Annotated in this window: 17 protein-coding genes; 11 read left to right on the top strand and 6 right to left on the bottom strand. The window is 65.2% G+C overall.

What is annotated here, in order from left to right; translation table 11 throughout:
* Nucleotides 1–36 precede the first annotated feature (36 nt).
* From ACSKB9_RS21810 to hrpB, 3 genes are all read right to left on the bottom strand, one after another.
* Entirely contained in the window at nt 37–549 is a 513-nt protein-coding gene (locus ACSKB9_RS21810; protein ID WP_438075643.1) for a TIGR02281 family clan AA aspartic protease, read from the bottom strand.
* Between the two features lie 188 nt (nt 550–737).
* Complete coding sequence (locus ACSKB9_RS21815; protein WP_438075645.1) at nt 738–2,189, bottom strand: NCS1 family nucleobase:cation symporter-1; 1,452 nt, start codon at nt 2,187–2,189, stop codon at nt 738–740.
* Nucleotides 2,190–2,408: 219 nt separating this feature from the next.
* Nucleotides 2,409–4,877, bottom strand: a complete 2,469-nt coding sequence (gene hrpB / locus ACSKB9_RS21820) for an ATP-dependent helicase HrpB (protein ID WP_438075647.1) — start codon at nt 4,875–4,877, stop codon at nt 2,409–2,411.
* A 212-nt stretch (nt 4,878–5,089) separates the two neighbouring features.
* Here hrpB and ACSKB9_RS21825 point away from each other — a divergent pair, with 212 nt between their 5' ends.
* The 9 genes from ACSKB9_RS21825 (at nt 5,090) to ACSKB9_RS21865 (ending at nt 13,458) form a co-directional block, all read left to right on the top strand.
* Complete coding sequence (locus ACSKB9_RS21825) at nt 5,090–6,157, top strand: acyltransferase family protein (protein ID WP_438075649.1); 1,068 nt, start codon at nt 5,090–5,092, stop codon at nt 6,155–6,157.
* A gap of 246 nt (nt 6,158–6,403) precedes the next feature.
* A complete protein-coding gene (locus ACSKB9_RS21830) occupies nt 6,404–7,015 on the top strand; it encodes a sigma-70 family RNA polymerase sigma factor (protein WP_438075651.1) in 612 nt (203 codons plus the stop codon).
* 411 nt (nt 7,016–7,426) lie between these two features.
* Entirely contained in the window at nt 7,427–8,176 is a 750-nt protein-coding gene (locus ACSKB9_RS21835; protein ID WP_438080333.1) for a cytochrome c biogenesis CcdA family protein, read from the top strand.
* 17 nt (nt 8,177–8,193) lie between these two features.
* A complete protein-coding gene (locus tag ACSKB9_RS21840; protein ID WP_076834906.1) occupies nt 8,194–8,772 on the top strand; it encodes a thioredoxin family protein in 579 nt (192 codons plus the stop codon).
* Nucleotides 8,773–8,962: 190 nt separating this feature from the next.
* Nucleotides 8,963–10,369, top strand: coding sequence for a cytochrome ubiquinol oxidase subunit I (locus ACSKB9_RS21845; RefSeq protein WP_438075653.1), 1,407 nt, complete (start codon nt 8,963–8,965; stop codon nt 10,367–10,369).
* Nucleotides 10,366–11,367, top strand: coding sequence for a cytochrome d ubiquinol oxidase subunit II (gene cydB, locus ACSKB9_RS21850; protein ID WP_438075655.1), 1,002 nt, complete (start codon nt 10,366–10,368; stop codon nt 11,365–11,367). The genes ACSKB9_RS21845 and cydB overlap by 4 nt, the downstream gene beginning before the upstream one ends.
* A 101-nt stretch (nt 11,368–11,468) precedes the next feature.
* Nucleotides 11,469–11,597: a DUF2474 domain-containing protein gene (locus ACSKB9_RS21855; protein ID WP_092078858.1), complete on the top strand. Its 129-nt coding sequence runs from the start codon at nt 11,469–11,471 to the stop codon at nt 11,595–11,597.
* Nucleotides 11,598–11,767: 170 nt separating this feature from the next.
* Complete coding sequence (locus ACSKB9_RS21860) at nt 11,768–12,361, top strand: L,D-transpeptidase (RefSeq protein ID WP_438075657.1); 594 nt, start codon at nt 11,768–11,770, stop codon at nt 12,359–12,361.
* A gap of 59 nt (nt 12,362–12,420) precedes the next feature.
* Nucleotides 12,421–13,458 carry an amino acid ABC transporter substrate-binding protein gene (locus ACSKB9_RS21865; protein WP_438075659.1) on the top strand — a complete coding sequence of 346 codons (1,038 nt, stop codon included), beginning with the start codon at nt 12,421–12,423 and terminating at the stop codon, nt 13,456–13,458.
* 97 nt (nt 13,459–13,555) lie between these two features.
* Here the strand turns inward: ACSKB9_RS21865 and ACSKB9_RS21870 are convergent, their stop codons facing one another.
* Together ACSKB9_RS21870 and ACSKB9_RS21875 are read right to left on the bottom strand one after the other, a co-directional pair.
* Nucleotides 13,556–14,695 carry an acyl-CoA dehydrogenase family protein gene (locus ACSKB9_RS21870; RefSeq protein ID WP_438075661.1) on the bottom strand — a complete coding sequence of 380 codons (1,140 nt, stop codon included), beginning with the start codon at nt 14,693–14,695 and terminating at the stop codon, nt 13,556–13,558.
* A 149-nt stretch (nt 14,696–14,844) separates the two neighbouring features.
* Entirely contained in the window at nt 14,845–16,029 is a 1,185-nt protein-coding gene (locus ACSKB9_RS21875; protein ID WP_438075663.1) for an acyl-CoA dehydrogenase family protein, read from the bottom strand.
* A gap of 170 nt (nt 16,030–16,199) precedes the next feature.
* Here ACSKB9_RS21875 and ACSKB9_RS21880 point away from each other — a divergent pair, with 170 nt between their 5' ends.
* Entirely contained in the window at nt 16,200–16,745 is a 546-nt protein-coding gene (locus ACSKB9_RS21880) for a carboxymuconolactone decarboxylase family protein (RefSeq protein WP_028343517.1), read from the top strand.
* A gap of 112 nt (nt 16,746–16,857) precedes the next feature.
* On the top strand, nt 16,858–17,373 hold the full coding sequence (locus ACSKB9_RS21885; protein WP_438075665.1) for a VOC family protein: 516 nt from the start codon (nt 16,858–16,860) through the stop codon (nt 17,371–17,373).
* Nucleotides 17,374–17,731: 358 nt separating this feature from the next.
* Here ACSKB9_RS21885 and ACSKB9_RS21890 read toward each other — a convergent pair whose 3' ends face one another.
* Nucleotides 17,732–18,766: an IS110 family transposase gene (locus ACSKB9_RS21890; protein ID WP_438075667.1), complete on the bottom strand. Its 1,035-nt coding sequence runs from the start codon at nt 18,764–18,766 to the stop codon at nt 17,732–17,734.
* Between the last annotated feature and the right edge of the window lie 3 nt (nt 18,767–18,769).

Raw genomic sequence — 18,769 nt, forward strand, 5'->3', positions numbered from 1 at the left:
GCGAGATCACCGCCTGTATCCCGAAAAAGGCTGGGTTTATTGCTCCAGCAACAATTTGCCGTTGGCGTATTCGAAGCGCTTCAGCTTCGACAGGAAGGACAGGCCGAGCAGGTTTTCCGACAGCGCCTCGTCGGGCAGCACCAGGGCATCGACGTCGCGCACGGTGAGGCCGCCGATCTCGATCATGGCGATGCGGGCGCGCGCGGCCCTGATGGTGCCGTTGGCAGTGGTGACGCGCGAGGTGTAATCGCCCGGCACCGGACGCAGGCCGAAGCGTGCCGCGGACGTTTCGTTCAGGGCTACCACCGAGGCGCCGGTGTCGACCATGAAGTTGATGCGCTGGCCGTCGATCCGGCCGTCGGTCGCGAAATGACCGCGAGGATCGGGCGCAATGCTGAGCGTGCGGGCGCTGGCCTGCGCCACCGTGACGGCGGGGGCCATGGTCTGCTTTGTGGTGGTCGCGGCGGCGGGCGACATCTTGCTGGCCATCTGAGCCATGAAGGTGCCCAGCCCGATCAGGATGGCCGCGAAAATCATCAGGTTACGCATGACACCATACTCGGAAAACCGAACACGCAATTTCACCACGCCGCCCGCCCCGCCGCGAGCGAGGGCGGCGGCACGAGCCTGCCATTTTGGCGAAAAGGATGAGCGAAGGGTTAATGCGAGCCCCAAGGGGCGGCCGAATGACGTCGGTCGCCCGCGAGGGCCGCAATTTCCGGCCCTCAGGCCGTCTCTCAGGCCGTCCTGGCGACCGGGCTCGGCATCGCAACGCGCAGCGCGTAATAGACCGCGCCCGCGATCCCGACACCGAAGAACCAGCCATAGACCGCCCACCACGCCGGCAGGATCGAGGTGAAGTTCGGCAGCAGCGACGAGAACAGCGCGCCGATGCCGGCGGCGATCAGCGCGCTGACGTTCCAGCCGTTCTGAAAGCGATATTCGCCGTTCTCCTGATACAGCGCCGGCACGTTCACACGGCCTTTGGCGATCAGGTAATAGTCGACCATCATGACGCCGAAGATCGGTCCCATCGTCGCGCCGATCAGCCCGACGAACGAGGCGGCGCTGCCCTCCCAGGGCGCGAACGGATACAGCGCCAGCGCGATCAGCGCCGCGATATAGCCGCCCTTCTTGAAGTCGATATGCCGCGGAAACACGTTCGAGAAATCGAACGCCGGCGAGACGAAATTGGCGACGACGTTGATGCCGAGCGTCGCCACCGCGAAGGTGACCGCCGCGAGCAGCGCCAGGAACCAGCTGTCGAACTTCGCCGAAATCTGGTCGGGATGCAGCAGCACCTCGTGATAGACGTTGAACGCCGCGATCGTGGTGACGCCGGCGACCAGCGAGAACAGGATCAGATTGACCGGCAGGCCCCAGATATTGCCCTTGCGCAGCGCGGCTGCATCGGGCGCATAGCGCGAGAAGTCGCAGAAGTTGAGATAGAGCGCGGCGAAATAGGTGATCCAGGTCGCGGCGACGGCGCACAGCGCCGGGAACGAGCCGGGCACGCCGGGTACGCCAGCCTCCTTGGTCTTCTCCAGCAGCACGTCCTGCGGGATCGGCGCGGTGAGCGAGATGCCGCCGGCCGCGATGCACAGATAGATCGCAAGGATCAGCATCATCAACCACACCGCAGGTCCCGCCCAGTCCTGGAAGCGCCGCACCGTTTCCATGCCGCGCTGGATGATCAGGAGCTGCAGCGCCCAGATCACGACGAAGCAGATCACCTCGAGCGTGGAATGGCCGAGCATATGGCTGGACTGGTGGAACGCCTTGAAGCTGTCGATGCGCGTCAGCAGCGCAACGATCGCGCCCGAGGCCGCCGCAGTCTGCGCGCCGTACCAGAAGCAGGCGACGACAGCGCGGACCAGCGCCGGAATGTTGGCGCCCCAGACCCCGAACGAGGCGCGCGCCAGCACCGGATAGGGCACGCCGGTCTTCACGCCGGCATTGCCGATCAGGCTCATCAGCACGAAGATCACCAGCGAGCCGACGCCGATCGCGAGGATGAAATTGACGAAGCTGCCGCAGAGCAGGAACAGGCTGGCGGCGAGGTAATAGCCCCACAGGCTGTGCACGTCCGAGGTCCAGACGTTGAAGATGCTGAAGGCGCCCCAGTTGCGTTCCTTGGCCGGCGCCAGGTCTTCGTTGTACAGCGACGGCGATGCGTTCTTGATCTCCACGGTGACCTCCCCAAACTGCGAGCCCGTGATCCCATCCCAGCGTGCAAATCTAACCACCGTTTGCGGACGCTCGCCAGCGTTACGTCCCGGATGGTGCGGGTCTATGCCCGTCATTGCGAGCGAAGCGAAGCAATCCATCGTGCGGCATGCGCGGAACGATGGATTGCTTCGTCGCTATCGCTCCTCGCAATGACGGCGATGCATGAGATTCGCGACCCGTCACGTGCCGCGCGGTTTCACGCGCCTGGTCGGCATCGCGCTGGCGGGATCTTCCGGCCAGGGATGGCGCGGATAGCGGCCGCGCAGGTCGGAACGCACCGCAGCGTAACTGCCGCGCCAGAAGCCGGGCAGATCGCGCGTCACCTGCACCGGCCGCTGTGCCGGCGACAGCAGTTCCAGCACCAGCGGCACCGCGCCCTTGGCGATCGAGGGATGGGTGTTGAGCCCGAACAGCTCCTGCAGCCGCACCGCGATGGTCGGGCCCTGCTCGGCCTCGTAATCGATCGCGAGCTGCGTTCCGGTCGGCGCCTCGAAATGCGTCGGCGCCTCGCGATCGAGCCGCGCGCGCAATTCCCACGGCAGCAACGCCATCAGCGCGTCCGACAGGTCGCCGGCGGACAGGTCCTTCAGCGCGGTCTTGTCGTGGAGCGCCGGCACCAGCCAGTCGTCGGCACGCGCCGCGAGCGCGGTGTCCGACAGATCGGGCCAGCTCTCGTCCTCGGCCTTGCGCAGGAACATGACACGGTCGCGCCATTGCTTGGAGTGCTTCGACCACGGCAACCGGTCGAGCCCGGCCGCGATGAGCCCGTCGGCGAAGACGCGCGCGGTCTCGGCCGAGGGCGACAGCGACATCGGTGCTTCCGACAGCGTGATCGCGTGCAGCGAACGCCGGCGCCGCGCGCGCAGCGCCATCGCGCCGCGGTCGAACGTCACCTCTTCCACGTTCTCGATCTGGTCGGCGAAACGCTGCTCGATCTCCTCCTGGGTGATCGGCGCCGCCAGCAGGATGCGGCCGCTCGCGGCCGTGCCGGTCAGTTCGGCGACCGCGATATAAGGCAGCCGCGCCAGCGCCGCGGTCTGCTCGACGGCGGCACCGCGGCCGTTGGCCAGCACGAAGCTGCCATTGCCGCGGTTCCTGGCGACCCGATCCGGGAATGCGAAGGCCAGCATGACGCCGGTGGAGAGATCCTTCGCTTCGCCGACAGCCGACTTCACCTGCGCGGCCCAGCGCGCCGCCATGCTGCGAGCGCTTGATGCGCGCTGCGAACGGTCGCGGCGGAACTGGTCGAGCCTGACGTCGAGATCGACACTGTCGCCGCCGAGCCCGCGCTCGGTCAGAACCGCGGCGATCTCGGCCGCCTCCTCGCCCATACCGAAGCGGGCGGAATCCACGATCATGCGCGCCAGCCGCGGCGGCAGCGCCAGCGCGCGCAGGCTCTGCCCTTCCTCTGTAATGCGGCCATCACCGTCGAGCGCCCCGAGCTCCGACAGCAGCGATCTGGCTTCCTTCAGCGCCGGTCCCGGCGGTGGATCGAGGAAGGCAAGGCCCGCGGGATCGCTGACGCCCCATTGCGCGAGGTCGAGCACCAGCGAGGACAGATCGGCGGAGAGGATTTCGGGCGCGGTGTAGGCCGGCAGCGACGCGGTCTGCGGCTCGTCCCAGAGCCGGTAGCAGACGCCGGGCTCGATGCGGCCGGCGCGGCCGCGCCGCTGATCCACCGCGGCGCGCGACGCCCGCACGGTCTCGAGCCGCGTCAATGCAATGTCTGGCTCGTAGCGCGGCACCCGCGCAAGGCCAGAGTCCACCACAATGCGGACGCCCTCGATGGTCAGCGAGGTCTCGGCGATCGAGGTCGCCAGCACCACCTTGCGGGTGCCCTTCGGCGCCGGCGCGATGGCGCGATCCTGCACGCTGGCATCGAGCGCGCCGAACAGCGGCACGATCTCGACAGAGGCGTCGTGCACACGCTCAGTGAGGAAGGTCTGGGTGCGGCGGATCTCGGCGGCGCCCGGCAGGAAGGCAAGCACCGAGCCGGCATCGGCACGCAGCGCGGTCGCGATCGTCTCGGCCATCTGCCGCTCCAGCGGCGCGTCGACCTTGCGGCCGACGTAACGGGTCTCGACCGGAAAGGCGCGCCCCTCGCTTTCGACCACCGGCGCGTCGCCGAGCAGTTTTCCGACGCGTGCACCGTCGAGCGTTGCCGACATCACGAGGATCCGCAGATCCTCGCGCAGGCCGGTCTGCGCGTCGCGCGCCAGCGCCAGCCCGAGATCGGCATCGAGCGAGCGCTCATGGAATTCGTCGAACAGCACCGCGGCGATGCCGTTGAGCTCGGGATCGTCGAGGATCTGGCGCGAGAAGATGCCTTCGGTGACGACCTCGATCCGCGTCGCGCGCGACACCTTCGAGCCGAAGCGCACGCGATAGCCGACGGTCTCGCCGGCACGCTCGCCGAGCGTCTTCGCCATCCGCTCCGCGCTGGCGCGCGCGGCGATGCGGCGCGGCTCCAGCACGATGATCTTCTTGCCCCTCGCCCAGGGTGCATCGAGCAACGCCAACGGCACGCGCGTGGTCTTGCCGGCACCCGGCGGCGCCACCAGCACCGCGGCGTTGTGGCCCTCGAGCGTGCGATCGAGCTCATCGAGCACGGCGTCGATCGGCAGCGGACTATCGAATTGGCGCGGCAAGGGCTTTTCATCATCGCAGCGGCGCTCGGGCCGGTGCGTCCCATGGTTAACAAACGGTCTCTTCTCTTGGATTCCTCGGCCTCTTAGACCATTCGCCGGCTACGGGAAACCCGCGGAAAGGTCCGGTTTGGTGGCACACCATTTGTATCAATAAAGGAGAAAGCAACCGATCGGGCCGATGATAGGCCCGATCACGCCGGAACGAGACAAAGATGACCACGAACGGCACAGCCGCTGCGACAGATCGTTCCGGCCCGCGCGCGAGCGGACGCGTCGACTGGGTCGACTATGCCAAGGGCATCTGCATCATCATGGTCGTGATGATGCATTCGGTGCTGGGGGTCGAGAAGGCCGCCGAGCAGACCGGCTTCATGCATTACGTCGTGATGTTCGCGAAGCCGTTCCGGATGCCTGACTTCTTCCTGATCTCGGGCCTGTTCCTGTCGGTCGTGATCGATCGCGACTGGCGCACCTATCTCGACCGCAAGGTGATGCACTTCGCCTATTTCTACGTGCTCTGGGTGACGATCCAGTTCGGCTTCAAGGCGCCGTCGCTGGCCGCCGAGACCGGTTGGGCCCAGGTTGGGCTGCAATATCTCGAGTCCTTCATCGAGCCGTTCGGCACGCTGTGGTTCATCTATCTGCTGCCGATCTTCTTCGTCGTCACCAAGCTCGCGCGCAACATCCACCCGCTCGTGATCTGGCTGATCGCGGCAGCGCTGGAGACCGCGCATGTCGCGACCGGCTGGACCGCGATCGACGAATTCTGCTCCCGCTTCGTCTACTTCTACACCGGCTATGTCCTCGCCGATTACGTGTTCGCGCTCTCGGACCGCGCGCGGGCACGGCCTGCGCTTGCCCTGCTCGGGCTTGGGCTCTGGGCGCTGATCAATGGCGGCCTGGTTGCGCTCGAGGTGAGCGAATGGCCGGTCGTCTCGCTGGCACTCGGCTTTGCCGGCGCCTGCGCGATCATCGTGACCGGCACGCTGCTGGCGCGCGCGCACTGGCTTGGCTTCCTGCGCTTCTGCGGCGAGCATTCGATCGTGATCTATCTCGCCTTCTTCCTGCCGATGGCGGCGTCACGCACCCTTCTGCTGCGCTTCGGCGTCATCCACGACATCGGCCTGATCTCGCTGATCGTGACCGCGGTCGGCGTCGCCGGCTCGCTCGTGATCTGGCGGCTGGCGCTGGCGGCGCGGGCCAATTTCCTGTTCGAACGGCCCGATGCGTTCTGGATTGCCCCGAAAAAGGCGGCGCCCTCGCTGCAGGCGGCCGAATAAGCCCCGACAGTGCCAGAAGTCATAACAGCCGGATTTGTTCCGACGGCGGGAATCCGGCCGTTCGAATTTTCCTCGCATTGAAATTATTGGCTTTTTGGTCCCGAATGTTTCGTCGTCGGGCCGGCGACGAAACAATTCTCCCGTTCACGAAACCATTTTCCGCTTTTCGCGCAGACATCCGGAAACGGGCCGTAACTAACAATTCTCCCAACGAACCGCCGCCCAACGGCGAACTGGGAGCCTGTCATGCCGAACGTCATCGCCATCAACTCTGCAGCCACGAAGCATATCGACGCTGCTCGCGCGACCTCGGATGAAACGCTGCTCGCGCGTATCGCCAAGAATAACCGCACCTCGATGCACACGCTCTATTCCCGTCATAACGTCCGGGTTTACCGCTTCGTGCTCCGCATGGTGCGCGACACCACGATGGCCGAGGACCTGGTGAGCCAGGTGTTCCTGGACGTCTGGCGCACCGCGGCCCAATTCGAGGGCCGCTCGCAGGTCTCGACCTGGCTGCTCTCGATCGCCCGCTTCAAGGCGCTGACCGCGCTGCGCCAGCGCAAGCATGAGGACATCGACCAGGACGACGTGCTGGAGATCGCCGACGGCGCCGACACGCCGGAAACCTCGCTCGATCGCGCCACCACCAGCGAGATCCTCCGCGCCTGCGTGGCCAAGCTGTCGCCGGCTCACCGCGAGATCATCAATCTGGTCTACTACCATGAGAAGTCGGTCGAGGAGGCCGGCCAGATCATCGGGATCCCGCAGAGCACGGTGAAGACCCGCATGTTCGATGCCCGCAAGCAGCTCGCCGACCTCCTGCGGGGTGCCGGCGTGGATAGCGTCGCCGCATAAAAGATTGCAAATTCAATACCTTAAAGGGAAATCACGCGACCCAGGCAATTGTCCACGAAGCCGAAAAATTCAGGCGACGAAACAATTGAAACAATCGACGACATCACCCGGAAAAACGCGACCTCTATACCTATATCCAACGACGCAACCCCAACCCCAATCCACTGAACCGATTTCGATACCTCTTCGTTCTAACCTCCCAAGTAGCCTCCAACGACCCGGCCGGGATGCCCCCCAGCCGGGTCGCTCTGTATTCGGCGCGACGTCGTGAAGCCGAGTGCACCTCGCCTCACACAGACGTGACGCGGCCCGCGACCGGCCCGCCGTAACGGCCAAACCGTCCTCGCGAAGAACATCAGGCGTACCCGGCACGGCCCTCTGGCGCGCCGGGACTCTGATGGACGGATGACGATGCTCAGCCTTGCCCTTGCCCTGCTTGCCGGTGTCGCCACCGTCGCCGCCCCTTGCACCCTGCCGATGCTGCCGATCCTGCTCGGGGTATCGATAGGCCAGACCGGCAAGGCGCGGCCCGCGATGATCGCGCTCGGCTTCGTGATGTCATTCTCTGCGGTGGCATTGCTGCTGAGCGCGATCACGCGCGCCTTCGATTTCGATCCGAACGTGCTGCGGACCGGCGCGGCCGTGCTGCTCGCCGGCTTCGGCCTCCTGATGATCTGGCCGGCGCCGTTCGAATGGCTGTCGATCCGGCTCACCGGCGCTACCAAAGCGTTTTCGAGCGAAACCGGTTCGCGTCAAGAAAGCGCGTCTAAACAACAGGGCAGCCTCGGTCAGGCCGCGCCGTCGCACAGCCTGTTCGGCGGCTTCGTGCTCGGCTCTACGCTCGGCCTGGTGTGGACGCCGTGCGCCGGCCCCGTGCTCGGCTCGATCCTGACCATCGTCGCGACCTCGAAGGACACCGCGTGGGCGAGCCTGCAGCTCGTCACCTACGCGATCGGCGCCGCGATCCCGATGCTTGCGATTGCCTATGGCGGACAGGCCGTCACCACGCGCGTGCGCAGCCTGGCGCGGATCGCGCCGCGCCTGCAGCAGGGCTTCGGCGTCGTGATCGTCGCATTCGCCGCGCTGTCCTACCTGCAATACGACACGCTGATCGTGGCATGGCTGACCCAGTTCTATCCCAACGGCCAGATCGGCCTGTAAGCCCAAAGGAGATATCGATGTCCCTGCGCTTGATTGCCGTATCCGCTCTGGTTACGGGCCTTGGCCTCGGCGGCGCCGTCATTCCCGGCCTCTGCACCGAGTCAGACGCGCCGGCACAGCCAGTGCCGCGGGCGATCGCCATGACAACCGGACAGAGTCAGACCGCGCCCGAATTCGTCGGCATCAGCAACTGGTTCAATTCGCAGCCGCTCAGGCTCGCCGACCTGCGCGGCAAGGTCGTGCTGGTGGATTTCTGGACCTATGGCTGCGTCAACTGCGTCAACACGCTGCCGCACGTGACCCAGCTCTATTCGAAGTACCGGGATCGCGGCCTCGTCGTGATCGGTGTCCACACGCCGGAATTCCCGTTCGAGCATTCGGCCTCCAACGTGCAGGCGGCGCTGAAGCGGCACGGCATCCTCTATCCGGTGGCGCAGGACAACAATTCGCAGACCTGGAACGCCTACCGCAACCAGTACTGGCCGGCGCAATACGTGATCGACCAGAACGGCAAGATCGTGTTCCAGCACGCCGGCGAGGGACAGTACGACGAGATCGACCGCACCGTCGCGCGGCTGCTCAACGCCAACAGCTAAAGCCTGATGAAATCAGGTTGAGCTGGAACGGCGTCGAAAGCTCACCTCTCCCCGACGGGGAGAGGTGAACCGGGACCGCACCAAGCCGATCCAGCCAAAACTCAACCCGCTCCAGTCGGACAATCCGCCCTCTTTGTCGTCACAGCTGACGTGGTAAGGTCCACGCCAGGTCGACGACGGATGGTGCGTAATGTTCGAAGGCTGGGATGCGGTCGTACTCGCCCGCGCGCAATTCGCTTTCACGATGTCGTTCCACATCGTGTTTCCCGCATTCTCGATCGGGCTTGCGAGCTATCTCGCGGTGCTGGAAGCGCTGTGGCTTGCCACCAGGCGCGAGGTCTACATCAACCTGTTCAATTACTGGCTGAAGATCTTCGCGGTCGCGTTCGGCATGGGCGTGGTCTCGGGCATCGTGATGTCCTACCAGTTCGGCACCAACTGGTCGTCCTTTGCCGACAAGACCGGGCCGGTGATCGGCCCGATGATGGCCTATGAGGTGCTGACCGCATTCTTCCTGGAAGCCGGCTTCCTCGGCGTGATGCTGTTCGGGCTCGAACGCGTCGGCCCCAGGCTGCACTTCGTGGCGACGCTGATGGTCGCGATCGGCACGCTGATCTCGGCGTTCTGGATTCTGTCGGCCAATTCCTGGATGCAGACACCGACCGGCCACGCCGTCAACGCCGATGGCCAGTTCGTCGCCGCCGACTGGCTCAAGGTGATCTTCAATCCGTCGTTCCCCTATCGCCTCGTGCACATGGTGCTGGCGGCGTACCTTACCACCTCGCTCGTGGTCGGCGCGGTCGGCGCCTGGCATCTGCTGCGCGACCAGCATCTGGCGGGAGCGCGCGTGATGTTCTCGATGGCGATGTGGATGGCCACCCTGGTGGCGCCGATCCAGATCCTCGCCGGCGACCAGCACGGCCTCAACACGCTGGAGCACCAGCCCGCCAAGGTGATGGCGATGGAAGGCCATTACCAGAGCCACAAGGACGGCGCGCCGCTGATCCTGTTCGGCTGGCCCGACCAGCGTGAGGCGAAGGTGAAGTTTGCGATCGAGGTGCCGAAACTGTCGTCGCTGATCCTGAAGCATTCGCTCGACGCGCCGCTGGCCGGCCTCGACACCGTGCCGCGCGAGAACTGGCCGCCGGTGCCGATCACCTTCTGGTCGTTCCGCATCATGGTCGGCCTCGGCTTCCTGATCATGGGGCTCGGCCTGCTCAGCCTTTTGATGCGCTGGCGGGGGATGATGTACCAGTCGCCGCTGCTGCATCGCTTCGCCGTGCTGATGGGCCCCGCCGGCTTCATCGCGGTGCTCGCGGGCTGGATCACCACGGAGACCGGGCGGCAACCGTTCACGGTCTACGGGCTGCTGCGGACCGCCGATTCGGCGTCGCCGCTGGCGGCGCCCGCGGTGGGCTCGTCGCTGATCGCCTTCATCATCGTCTATTTCGCCGTGTTCACCGCGGGCGTGATCTACATCCTGCGGCTGATGGCGCAGCCGCCGCATCCCGGCGAGCAAGGTCCGACGAAGGATCTTCCCGCCCGCGCAGCCGGCATCACGCCGGCGGCAGGTGCTGCCGTGGAGGGCGTGCGATGATCGATCTCGCCACGATCTGGGCCTTCATCATCGCCTTTGCCGTGTTCGTCTATGTCGTGATGGACGGCTTCGATCTCGGCCTCGGCATCCTGTTTCCGCTGTTCCCGCAAAAGACCGACCGCGACGTCATCATGAACACGGTGGCGCCGGTGTGGGACGGCAACGAGACCTGGCTGGTGCTCGGCGGCGGCGGCATGATGGCGGCGTTTCCGCTGGCCTATGCGGTGCTGATGCCGGCGCTCTACACGCCGATGATCGCGATGCTGCTCGGCCTCGTGTTCCGCGGCGTCGCCTTCGAATTCCGCTGGCGGACCCAGAAGGCGCGCAACAAATGGGATATCGCTTTCGCCGGCGGCTCGCTGCTTGCGACACTGGCGCAGGGGATCGCGCTCGGCGCCATCCTGCAGGGCATCCATGTCGAGGGACGCCAATACGCCGGCGGCTGGTGGGATCGGCTGACGCCGTTCAGCGTCCTGACCGGCGTCGCGCTGGTGATCGGCTACGCGCTGCTCGGCGCGACCTGGCTGGTGATGAAGACCGAGGGCGAGCTGCGCGACCGCGCCTATCATCTGAGCTGGATGTTGTTGGTCGCGATGCTCTGCGCGATCGGCGCCGTCAGCATCGCGACGCCTTTCCTCAGCGTGCAGTACACCCAGCGCTGGTTCGCCTGGCCCAACATCATCCTCACCGCGCCGGTGCCGATCGCGGTCGCCGCCGTCACCGCACTGCTGCTGCGCGCGCTGAGCAACAAGAACGACCACCAGCCGTTCTTCCTGACGCTCGGGCTGTTCGCGCTGTCCTATGCCGGACTCGGCATCAGCATGTATCCGTACATCGTGCCGCAGAGCATCACGATCTGGCAGGCGGCGGCACCGACCAACAGCCAGGTCTTCATGCTGGTCGGCGTCTCGATCCTGGTGCCGCTGATCCTCGGCTACACCGCCTGGGCCTATTGGGTGTTCCGCGGCAAGGTGCGCCCCGGCCACGGATACCACTGATGCCGCTAGAGCGTTTTCCAGCGAAGTGGATTCCGGTTCGCGTCAAGAAAACGCGTCAAAACGAGAATCCAGAGCCTCGTTCCGATTCCATCGGAACGGAAATGGCTCTGGTGCCGAATCAGCGGCCGCTCGGCCAGCGCCTGCTGTGGTTCGCAGCGCTGTGGCTCGGCGGCGTCGGCACCGTGGCGCTGATCTCGTTCGCCTTGCGACTCTGGATCGCGCCGAAATGAGGCGGCCCGCGCAACGTGCCGCGACAATCAATGACAAAAAACAGAAGCATTACAGGGATATACCTGTGATGCCGCCCTAAGCTTGCCATCAAGCTGCCGCTGAGATTTGATGCTGCCTGATTTGCGGGTGGAGCAACCATTTGGCCGCGTGCCAACAAGGAGAGCTTTCAATGACGAAGTTTCGTCACCTGGTCTGGATGTTGATCGCGACGGGCGCGCTCGTGCTGTCGACATCGCAGGGTTTTGCCCAGAACCGCCCGGACGCCGACGAGCCCGGCCTTGTCGCTGACGACAGCTACGAGCTCGACCCGGAATGGCAGAAGCAGGTCGTGTATTACCGGACCAATGAGGCGCCGGGCACCATCATCGTCGCGACGGCCGAGCGTCACCTTTATTTGGTGCAGGGCAATGGCCGCGCGCTGCGCTACGGCATCGGCGTCGGCCGCGATGGTTTCCAATGGCAGGGCCTCGTGAGCATCACCCGCAAGGCCGAGTGGCCGGATTGGGTGCCGCCGCCGGAAATGATCGCGCGCCAGCCCTATCTGCCGCGCTTCATGGCGGGCGGCCCCGGCAATCCGCTCGGCGCGCGCGCGATGTATCTCGGCACCACGGTGTACCGTATCCACGGCACCAACCGGCCCGACACCATCGGCACCGCCATCTCTTCCGGCTGCTTCCGCCTGGTCAACAACGACGTCGCCGACCTCTACAGCCGCGTTCCGGTCGGTACCAAGGTGATCATCCGGCAGAAGCCCGAACTCTGATCTCTACCCGCCTTCGATATCCGCCCTGATTTTCCCCGATCCTTCCCGAGAGAGAACCCATGCGTACATTTCGAGGCGGCCTGACGATCGGGCTCGCGGTCGCCGTGCTGGTTGCGGCCGCCGCCTTCACCTATGAGCGTTACGACACCCGCACGCTGAAGCGCACCGTCCGTCGTGGCGACGTGCTGTGCGGCGTCAACAAGGGCCTGCCGGGCTTCTCGATCCCGGACGACAAGGGTAACTGGACCGGCTTCGACGTCGACTTCTGCCGCGCGGTCGCGTCGGCGATCTTCGACGACCCGTCGAAGGCGAAGTTCTTGCCGCTCGACGCCAGCGAGCGCTTCAAGGAACTGCAGAACCGCAAGGTCGACATCCTCTCGCGCAACTCCACCTGGAGCATGTCGCGCGAGACGAATTACGACCTCTATTTCCCCGCGGTCGCCTATTATGACGGCCAGGGCTTCATGCTGCCGCGCTCGCGCAACATCGATTCCGCGCTCGACCTGAACGGCAGCAAGGTCTGCGTGCAGGCCAACACCACGACGCAGCTCAATCTCGCCGACTATTTCCGTGCCAACAACATGAAGTACACGGAGATGAAGTTCGACAAGCTGGACGACGTCGTGAAGGCCTATAGCTCCGGCCAGTGCGATACGCTCACGTCGGACGCCTCGCAGCTCTATGCGCTGCGACTCAACCTCGCCAAGCCGAGCGACCACACGATCCTCGCCGACATCATCTCCAAGGAGCCGCTGGCGCCGGTGGTGCGGCAGCGCGACGACGACTGGATGATGATCGTGAAGTGGACGCTGTACGCCATGATCAACGCCGAAGAGCTCGGCATCACCTCGAAGAATATCGATGAGGCGCTGAAGTCGAAGAAGCCGGAGGTGATGCGGCTGGTCGGCACCGAGGGCAGCTATGGCGAGGATCTCGGCCTGACCAAGGACTGGGCGGTGCGCATCATCCGCCATGTCGGCAATTACGGCGAGGTCTACGACCGCAACGTCGGCGCCGATTCCAAGCTGAAGATCCCGCGCGGCATGAACCAGCTCTGGAACGCCGGCGGCGTCCAGTACGCGCCGCCGATCCGGTAACGGCAATCAGACCGTCATTCCGGGGCGCGAAGCGAACCCGGAATCTCGAGATTCCGGGTCTGGTCCTTTCGGACCATCCCGGAATGACGCACTGAGATCAGTACCCCTTGCCGCTCGCCAGCTGGTCGGTGTGGAAGTTGCTGTCGCCGAACAGCTCCTGGCAGACGCGGGCGCGCTTCATGAAGAAGCCGATGTCGAACTGGTCGGTCATGCCCATGCCGCCATGCATCTGCACGCCCTCCTGCACGGCCAGCGTCGCAGTGGTGCCGGCGCGGGCCTTTGCCACCGCGACCGCGGTGGCCGCCTTGTCGATGTCCGTGTCGAGCGCCTGCAGCGCCTTCAACACAGCGGCGCGCGTAATCTCGATATCGATGTAGAGCTGCGCGGCACGGTGCTGCAGCGCCTGGAATTCGCCGATCGCCTTGCCGAACTGCTTGCGCTCCTTCAGATAGGCCACGGTGCGGCCGAACACCTCGTCGGAGAGGCCGACCATTTCGGACGCCACCGCGCCGCGGCCGATATTGAGCACGCCCTCGAGCAGCCCAAAGCCCTGATCGACTTCGCCGAGCACGCTGTCGGCGTTGACCTCGACATTGTCGAACACGATGCGCGCCGCGTTGTGCGAATCGACCATCGCGGTGCGCTCGACCGCGAGCCCCTTCGCCTTCGGATCGACCAGGAACAGCGTCAGCCCGTTCCTGTCGCCGGCGCTGCCCGCGCTGCGCGCGGCGACAATCAGGAGGTCGGCGGTGTGGCCGTCGACCACGAAGGCCTTTTCGCCCGACAGCTTGAAGCCGTTGCCGGAGCGCGTGGCCTGCAACTTGGTCTGCAACGGGCGATGCTTGGCGCCCTCATCGATCGCGAGCGCCGCCAGCAGCGAGCCGTCGGCGATCTTCGGCAGATGCTGCGCCTTCTGCGCCTCGCTGCCGCCGCGCGACAGCGCCGAGGCGGCGAGCACCGAGGTCGCGAGGAACGGTGACGGCATCAAGGTGCGGCCGATCTCCTCCATGACGATGCCGGCCTCGACGCAGCCAAGCCCGCTGCCGCCAAACTGGTCCGGCACCAGCAGGCCGGAGAAGCCCATCTCCGCAAATGTCTTCCAGAGATCGCGCGAGAAGCCGGTGGCATCCTTGGCATCGCGCAGACCGCGCAGATGCGCCACCGGCGCCTTGTCGCTGATGAGGCCGCGCGCACTGTCGCGCAGCATGGATTGTTCTTCGGTGAGGACGAGGGCCATTGGATGGATCCGGTAACTCTGATGTTGTTCGTTCAGTCGAATTTCAAGGTATCGTCATGCCCGGCCTTGTGCCGGGCATCCACGTCTTGAGCTAACCGCGACAAAGACGTGGATGGCCGGGTCAAGCCCGGCCATGACGACAAAAAACGTCACGCGCCCGGCAAATCGAGGATGCGCTTGGCGACGATGCCGAGCATCACCTCCGAGGTGCCGCCCTCGATCGAATTGGCCTTGGTGCGCAGCCAGGCGCGCGGCCGGGCGCCGCCTTTGGAGCGGTCGCTCTCCCATTCCAGCGCGTCGATGCCGCCGGCCGACATCAGGATCTCATAGCGGCGCTTGTCGAGCTCGGTGCCGTAATATTTCATCGCCGAGGAGAACGCCGGATGCGACTGCCCGGCCTTGGCGAGATCGACCGCGCGCTCCGCGGCGGCGGCGAGCGCGGCCTCGTCGACCTCGAAGCTCGCGATCTGGCTGCGCAGCTGCGCATCGTCGAGCTTGCCCTGCGCGTCCGCGCCGACCGAGTCGGCGGCGATCTGGCCGAGCGGACGGCCGACGCCGCGCTCGCCCATGCCGGAGATCATCGCGCGCTCGTGTTGCAGCAGATATTTCGCGACATCCCAGCCGCGATTGACTGATCCGACGACATGCGACTTCGGTACGCGGACATTGTCGAAGAAGGTTTCGCAGAATGGCGAATAGCCCGAGATCAGCAGGATCGGCTTGGTCGACACGCCCTTCGAGGTCATGTCGAACAGGATGAAGCTGATGCCGTCATGCTTCTTGGCCGCCGGATCGGTGCGCACCAGGCAGAAGATCCAGTCGGCGTAGTTGGCATAGGACGTCCAGATCTTCTGGCCGTTGATGATGTAGTCGTCGCCGTCGCCGACCGCGCGGGTCTGCAGCGAGGCGAGGTCGGAGCCGGCGTTCGGCTCGGAATAGCCCTGGCACCAGCGGATCAGGCCCGCGGTGATCTTCGGCAGATGCTCCTTCTTCTGCTCCTCGGTGCCGTATTTCAGCAGCGCCGGTCCGAGCATGGAGATGCCGAACGAGGTCAGCGGCTGACGCGCGCCGATCGCAGCCATCTCCTGGCGCACGATCTTGGCCTCCTCGCCGTCGAGGCCTCCGCCGCCATATTCCTTCGGCCAATGCGGCACGGTCCAGCCCTTGTCGCGCATCCGCTCGAACCAGACGCGCTGCGCTTCGGACGAGAATTTCGTGTTACGGCCACCCCAGAAGGTGTCGCCATCCGAGGTCATCGGTTTGCGCATCTCCGCCGGGCAGTTCTGCTCCAGCCAGGCGCGGGTCTCCGCGCGGAATTTCTCGAGGTCGGCCATGGTGCGTTTCCAGTCAAAAAATCGTCGAATTGGATTCGACCTTAGACCTACGCAGCCGCCGAATTCAATATGCCTCGCGGCCGCGCCATGCTCTGGCGTCGCTACTCACCTCGCGCGATCGGGTGTATCGCCGAGATGGGGTAACGCTTGAAAAACAAAAGGAAACGGACATGCGGCTGAAGCTGCTTTCGCCTAGCGAAATGAACGCCGCCCAGAAAGAAACCTACGACGAGTCGATCGCCGGCAAGCGCGGTGCGCCACCCGCGCCGATGATGGCCTGGCTGAACAGCCCGGAGATGGCACGGCATGCCACGCGGCTCGGCGAGGTGCTGCGCTTCGACACGATCTTTCCCCCAAAGCTGTCGGAGATCGCGATCCTCGTCACTGCGCGGCACTGGACCGCGCATTACGAGTGGTATGCCCACAAGCGCCTGGCGCTGAAGGGCGGCCTCGACCCGAAGATCATCGAGGACATTCGCGTGCGCCGGACGCCAAGCTTCGACGATCCCAAGGCCAGGGTGATCTACGACGTCGCCAAGGCGCTGCACGAAGGTCACGGCCTGCCGAAGGCACTGTATGACGAGGCGGTCGAGGTGCTGAGCCAGCGCGGCCTGGTCGAGGTGATCGGCCTCTGCGGCTACTACACCATGGTGTCGATGACGCTGAACACGTTCGAGTTCCAGCTGCCCGGCGGCGAGTTGTCGGAACTCTGCTAGGCCCGGCGACCGTGGCGCCTTTCGGAAACGCTGCGTTTCCGGATCGATCGCTCCGGCGTCGGCAAATCCGGACTATATCAGGCGGCGAACCTTGCCCCTGATGGCAGGGGCATTGACGTCAACGGAGTCCGCTCATGCCAGAGAATCCCCCATCATCGCGGGCACGCGGATCGGGCATGTCCATCTCAAGGTGGCCGATCTCGAGCGCGCGCTCGGCTTCTATTGCGGCGTGCTCGGCTTCGAGCTGCAGCAGCGGCTGGGCGCGGACGCGGCCTTCATCTCGGCCGGCGGCTATCACCACCACATCGGCCTCAACACCTGGGAAAGCAAGGGCGGCCATCCGCCGCCGCCGGGCACCACGGGCCTGTTCCACACCGCCATCCTCTATCCCACCCGCCCGGCGCTCGCCGATGCGCTGCACCGGGTACTGTCGGCCGGCATCGAGCTCGACGGCGCCAGCGACCACGGTGTCAGCCAGGCGCTTTACTTGCGCGATCCCGATGAGAACGGCGTCGAGCTCTATTGGGATCGCCCCGAGGCCGAATGGCCGCGCAGCGCGGACGGCAAGCTCGCGATGTTCACGCGACGGCTGGACGTTGAGGAATTGCTGAAGCAGCGGGCGAGGTAATTCCGCAAGGCGATAATCTCGTAGCCCGGATGAAGCGCAGCGAAATCCGGGGTTCGCTCCATGAGGTAATACCGCTCCCGGATTACGCTTCGCTCCATCCGGGCTTCTGTAACGGGCCTTGGTTAGTCAATCCCTTTTTGCGTGATCCAGTCGCCGGGCACTTGCTTCTGTACGGGATCGGCGCGGTGGCCGTCGCCTGATGGGGTGCATTTGAGGAGCCGGCCGGCCAATCTACGGAAGCGTGGTTGTGAGCCACTTCCCGGATGGCGGCCTGACCGGATCCATCGTCCCGGCTAGGGACCTCGCTCGGGGAGAGCCTGGTGTCGTGGCCCGCCCAGAACCGATCGATACTCCTTGCTTAGCTTGCCATGGCGTTGACCGTCGGATTGAACGGTCGAGCGTCGGCGAGCATGCGATGCAGGATCACGGCGAGTTTGCGCGCGAGCGCTACCTTGGCCTTGCGCATGCCTGCGCGCCTGGCGATCCGCATCGCCCAGCTCTTCAGCGCCGAGCAATTCTTGACCGGCTTGGTCAGCATGACGTGAGCCGCCTGGTAGAGCGCCTCGCGCACGGACGCATCCCCGATCTTGCTGATGCGGCCGGTGTAATCGGTCTCGCCGGATTGGTACTTCTTCGGGGTGAGCCCAAAGTGGGCTCCCGTGGCCTTCGAGGAGCGGAAGCGCTGCGGGTCGTCGACCGCCGAAGCATAGGTGAGCGCCACGATCGGGCCCACCGACGGCGTCGTCATCAGGAGCCTCGCTTGCGGATGCGTCCTGGCGAGCTTCTGGGTGTGCTTGTCCAGGCTGTTGAACTCGCGCAGCAGCACGGCATGGGCCTGGAGCAGCGCCGCCGCGACCAACTCCAGTCCGGGATGGCCGGTCACGAGCTCGCGGATGCGTCCGGCGAACGTGCGCTCGGTTGTCGCACCGACCTTCAGGCCAAAACCGCGGAGCACGCCGCGCAGGCTGTTCTCGACATCGCGAAGCTTGGATTGCAGCAGCTTGCGCGCCGTCAGGATGGCGCGGGTCTCCTGCGCCGCGACCGACTTGCAGTGCACCGGTCGGAACCAGCCGAGCCGCATCAACTGCGCGATCCGGCGGGCATCGTTGCGATCCGTCTTCACTGGCATCGACTTGAAGGCTTCGCGAACGTGCCGCGTTTCCAGCAGCTCGACCGCAAACCCTGCGTCCCGGATCGCTGCGTAAAGCCATTGTGACAGCGGGCCTGCCTCCAGCCCGATCCGTTCCAGTACCAGACCCAGCGACCGGAACCAGGCGATCAGCGCCTCCGGCTCGCTCGCAACCTTCGTCTCGCGCAAAATCTTGCCTGTCCCATCGACAAGGCAAACGCTCGAGCATTCCAAAGACACATCAATTCCTGCATAGTGGTACATGGT

The sequence above is a fragment of the Bradyrhizobium sp. BR 1433 genome, assembly GCF_051547665.1.
Lineage (GTDB): Bacteria > Pseudomonadota > Alphaproteobacteria > Rhizobiales > Xanthobacteraceae > Bradyrhizobium > Bradyrhizobium australafricanum.

Excerpts from the sequence above, each read along its gene's own strand:
- ACSKB9_RS21810 (WP_438075643.1), bottom strand. The coding sequence starts at position 549 with ATGCGTAACCTGATGATTTTCGCGGCCATCCTGATCGGGCTGGGCACC.
- ACSKB9_RS21825 (WP_438075649.1), top strand. The coding sequence starts at position 5,090 with ATGACCACGAACGGCACAGCCGCTGCGACAGATCGTTCCGGCCCGCGC.
- ACSKB9_RS21830 (WP_438075651.1), top strand. The coding sequence starts at position 6,404 with ATGCCGAACGTCATCGCCATCAACTCTGCAGCCACGAAGCATATCGAC.
- ACSKB9_RS21835 (WP_438080333.1), top strand. The coding sequence starts at position 7,427 with ATGCTCAGCCTTGCCCTTGCCCTGCTTGCCGGTGTCGCCACCGTCGCC.
- ACSKB9_RS21840 (WP_076834906.1), top strand. The coding sequence starts at position 8,194 with ATGTCCCTGCGCTTGATTGCCGTATCCGCTCTGGTTACGGGCCTTGGC.
- ACSKB9_RS21845 (WP_438075653.1), top strand. The coding sequence starts at position 8,963 with ATGTTCGAAGGCTGGGATGCGGTCGTACTCGCCCGCGCGCAATTCGCT.
- cydB (WP_438075655.1), top strand. The coding sequence starts at position 10,366 with ATGATCGATCTCGCCACGATCTGGGCCTTCATCATCGCCTTTGCCGTG.
- ACSKB9_RS21855 (WP_092078858.1), top strand. The coding sequence starts at position 11,469 with ATGGCTCTGGTGCCGAATCAGCGGCCGCTCGGCCAGCGCCTGCTGTGG.
- ACSKB9_RS21860 (WP_438075657.1), top strand. The coding sequence starts at position 11,768 with ATGACGAAGTTTCGTCACCTGGTCTGGATGTTGATCGCGACGGGCGCG.
- ACSKB9_RS21865 (WP_438075659.1), top strand. The coding sequence starts at position 12,421 with ATGCGTACATTTCGAGGCGGCCTGACGATCGGGCTCGCGGTCGCCGTG.
- ACSKB9_RS21870 (WP_438075661.1), bottom strand. The coding sequence starts at position 14,695 with ATGGCCCTCGTCCTCACCGAAGAACAATCCATGCTGCGCGACAGTGCG.
- ACSKB9_RS21875 (WP_438075663.1), bottom strand. The coding sequence starts at position 16,029 with ATGGCCGACCTCGAGAAATTCCGCGCGGAGACCCGCGCCTGGCTGGAG.
- ACSKB9_RS21880 (WP_028343517.1), top strand. The coding sequence starts at position 16,200 with ATGCGGCTGAAGCTGCTTTCGCCTAGCGAAATGAACGCCGCCCAGAAA.
- ACSKB9_RS21890 (WP_438075667.1), bottom strand. The coding sequence starts at position 18,766 with ATGTACCACTATGCAGGAATTGATGTGTCTTTGGAATGCTCGAGCGTT.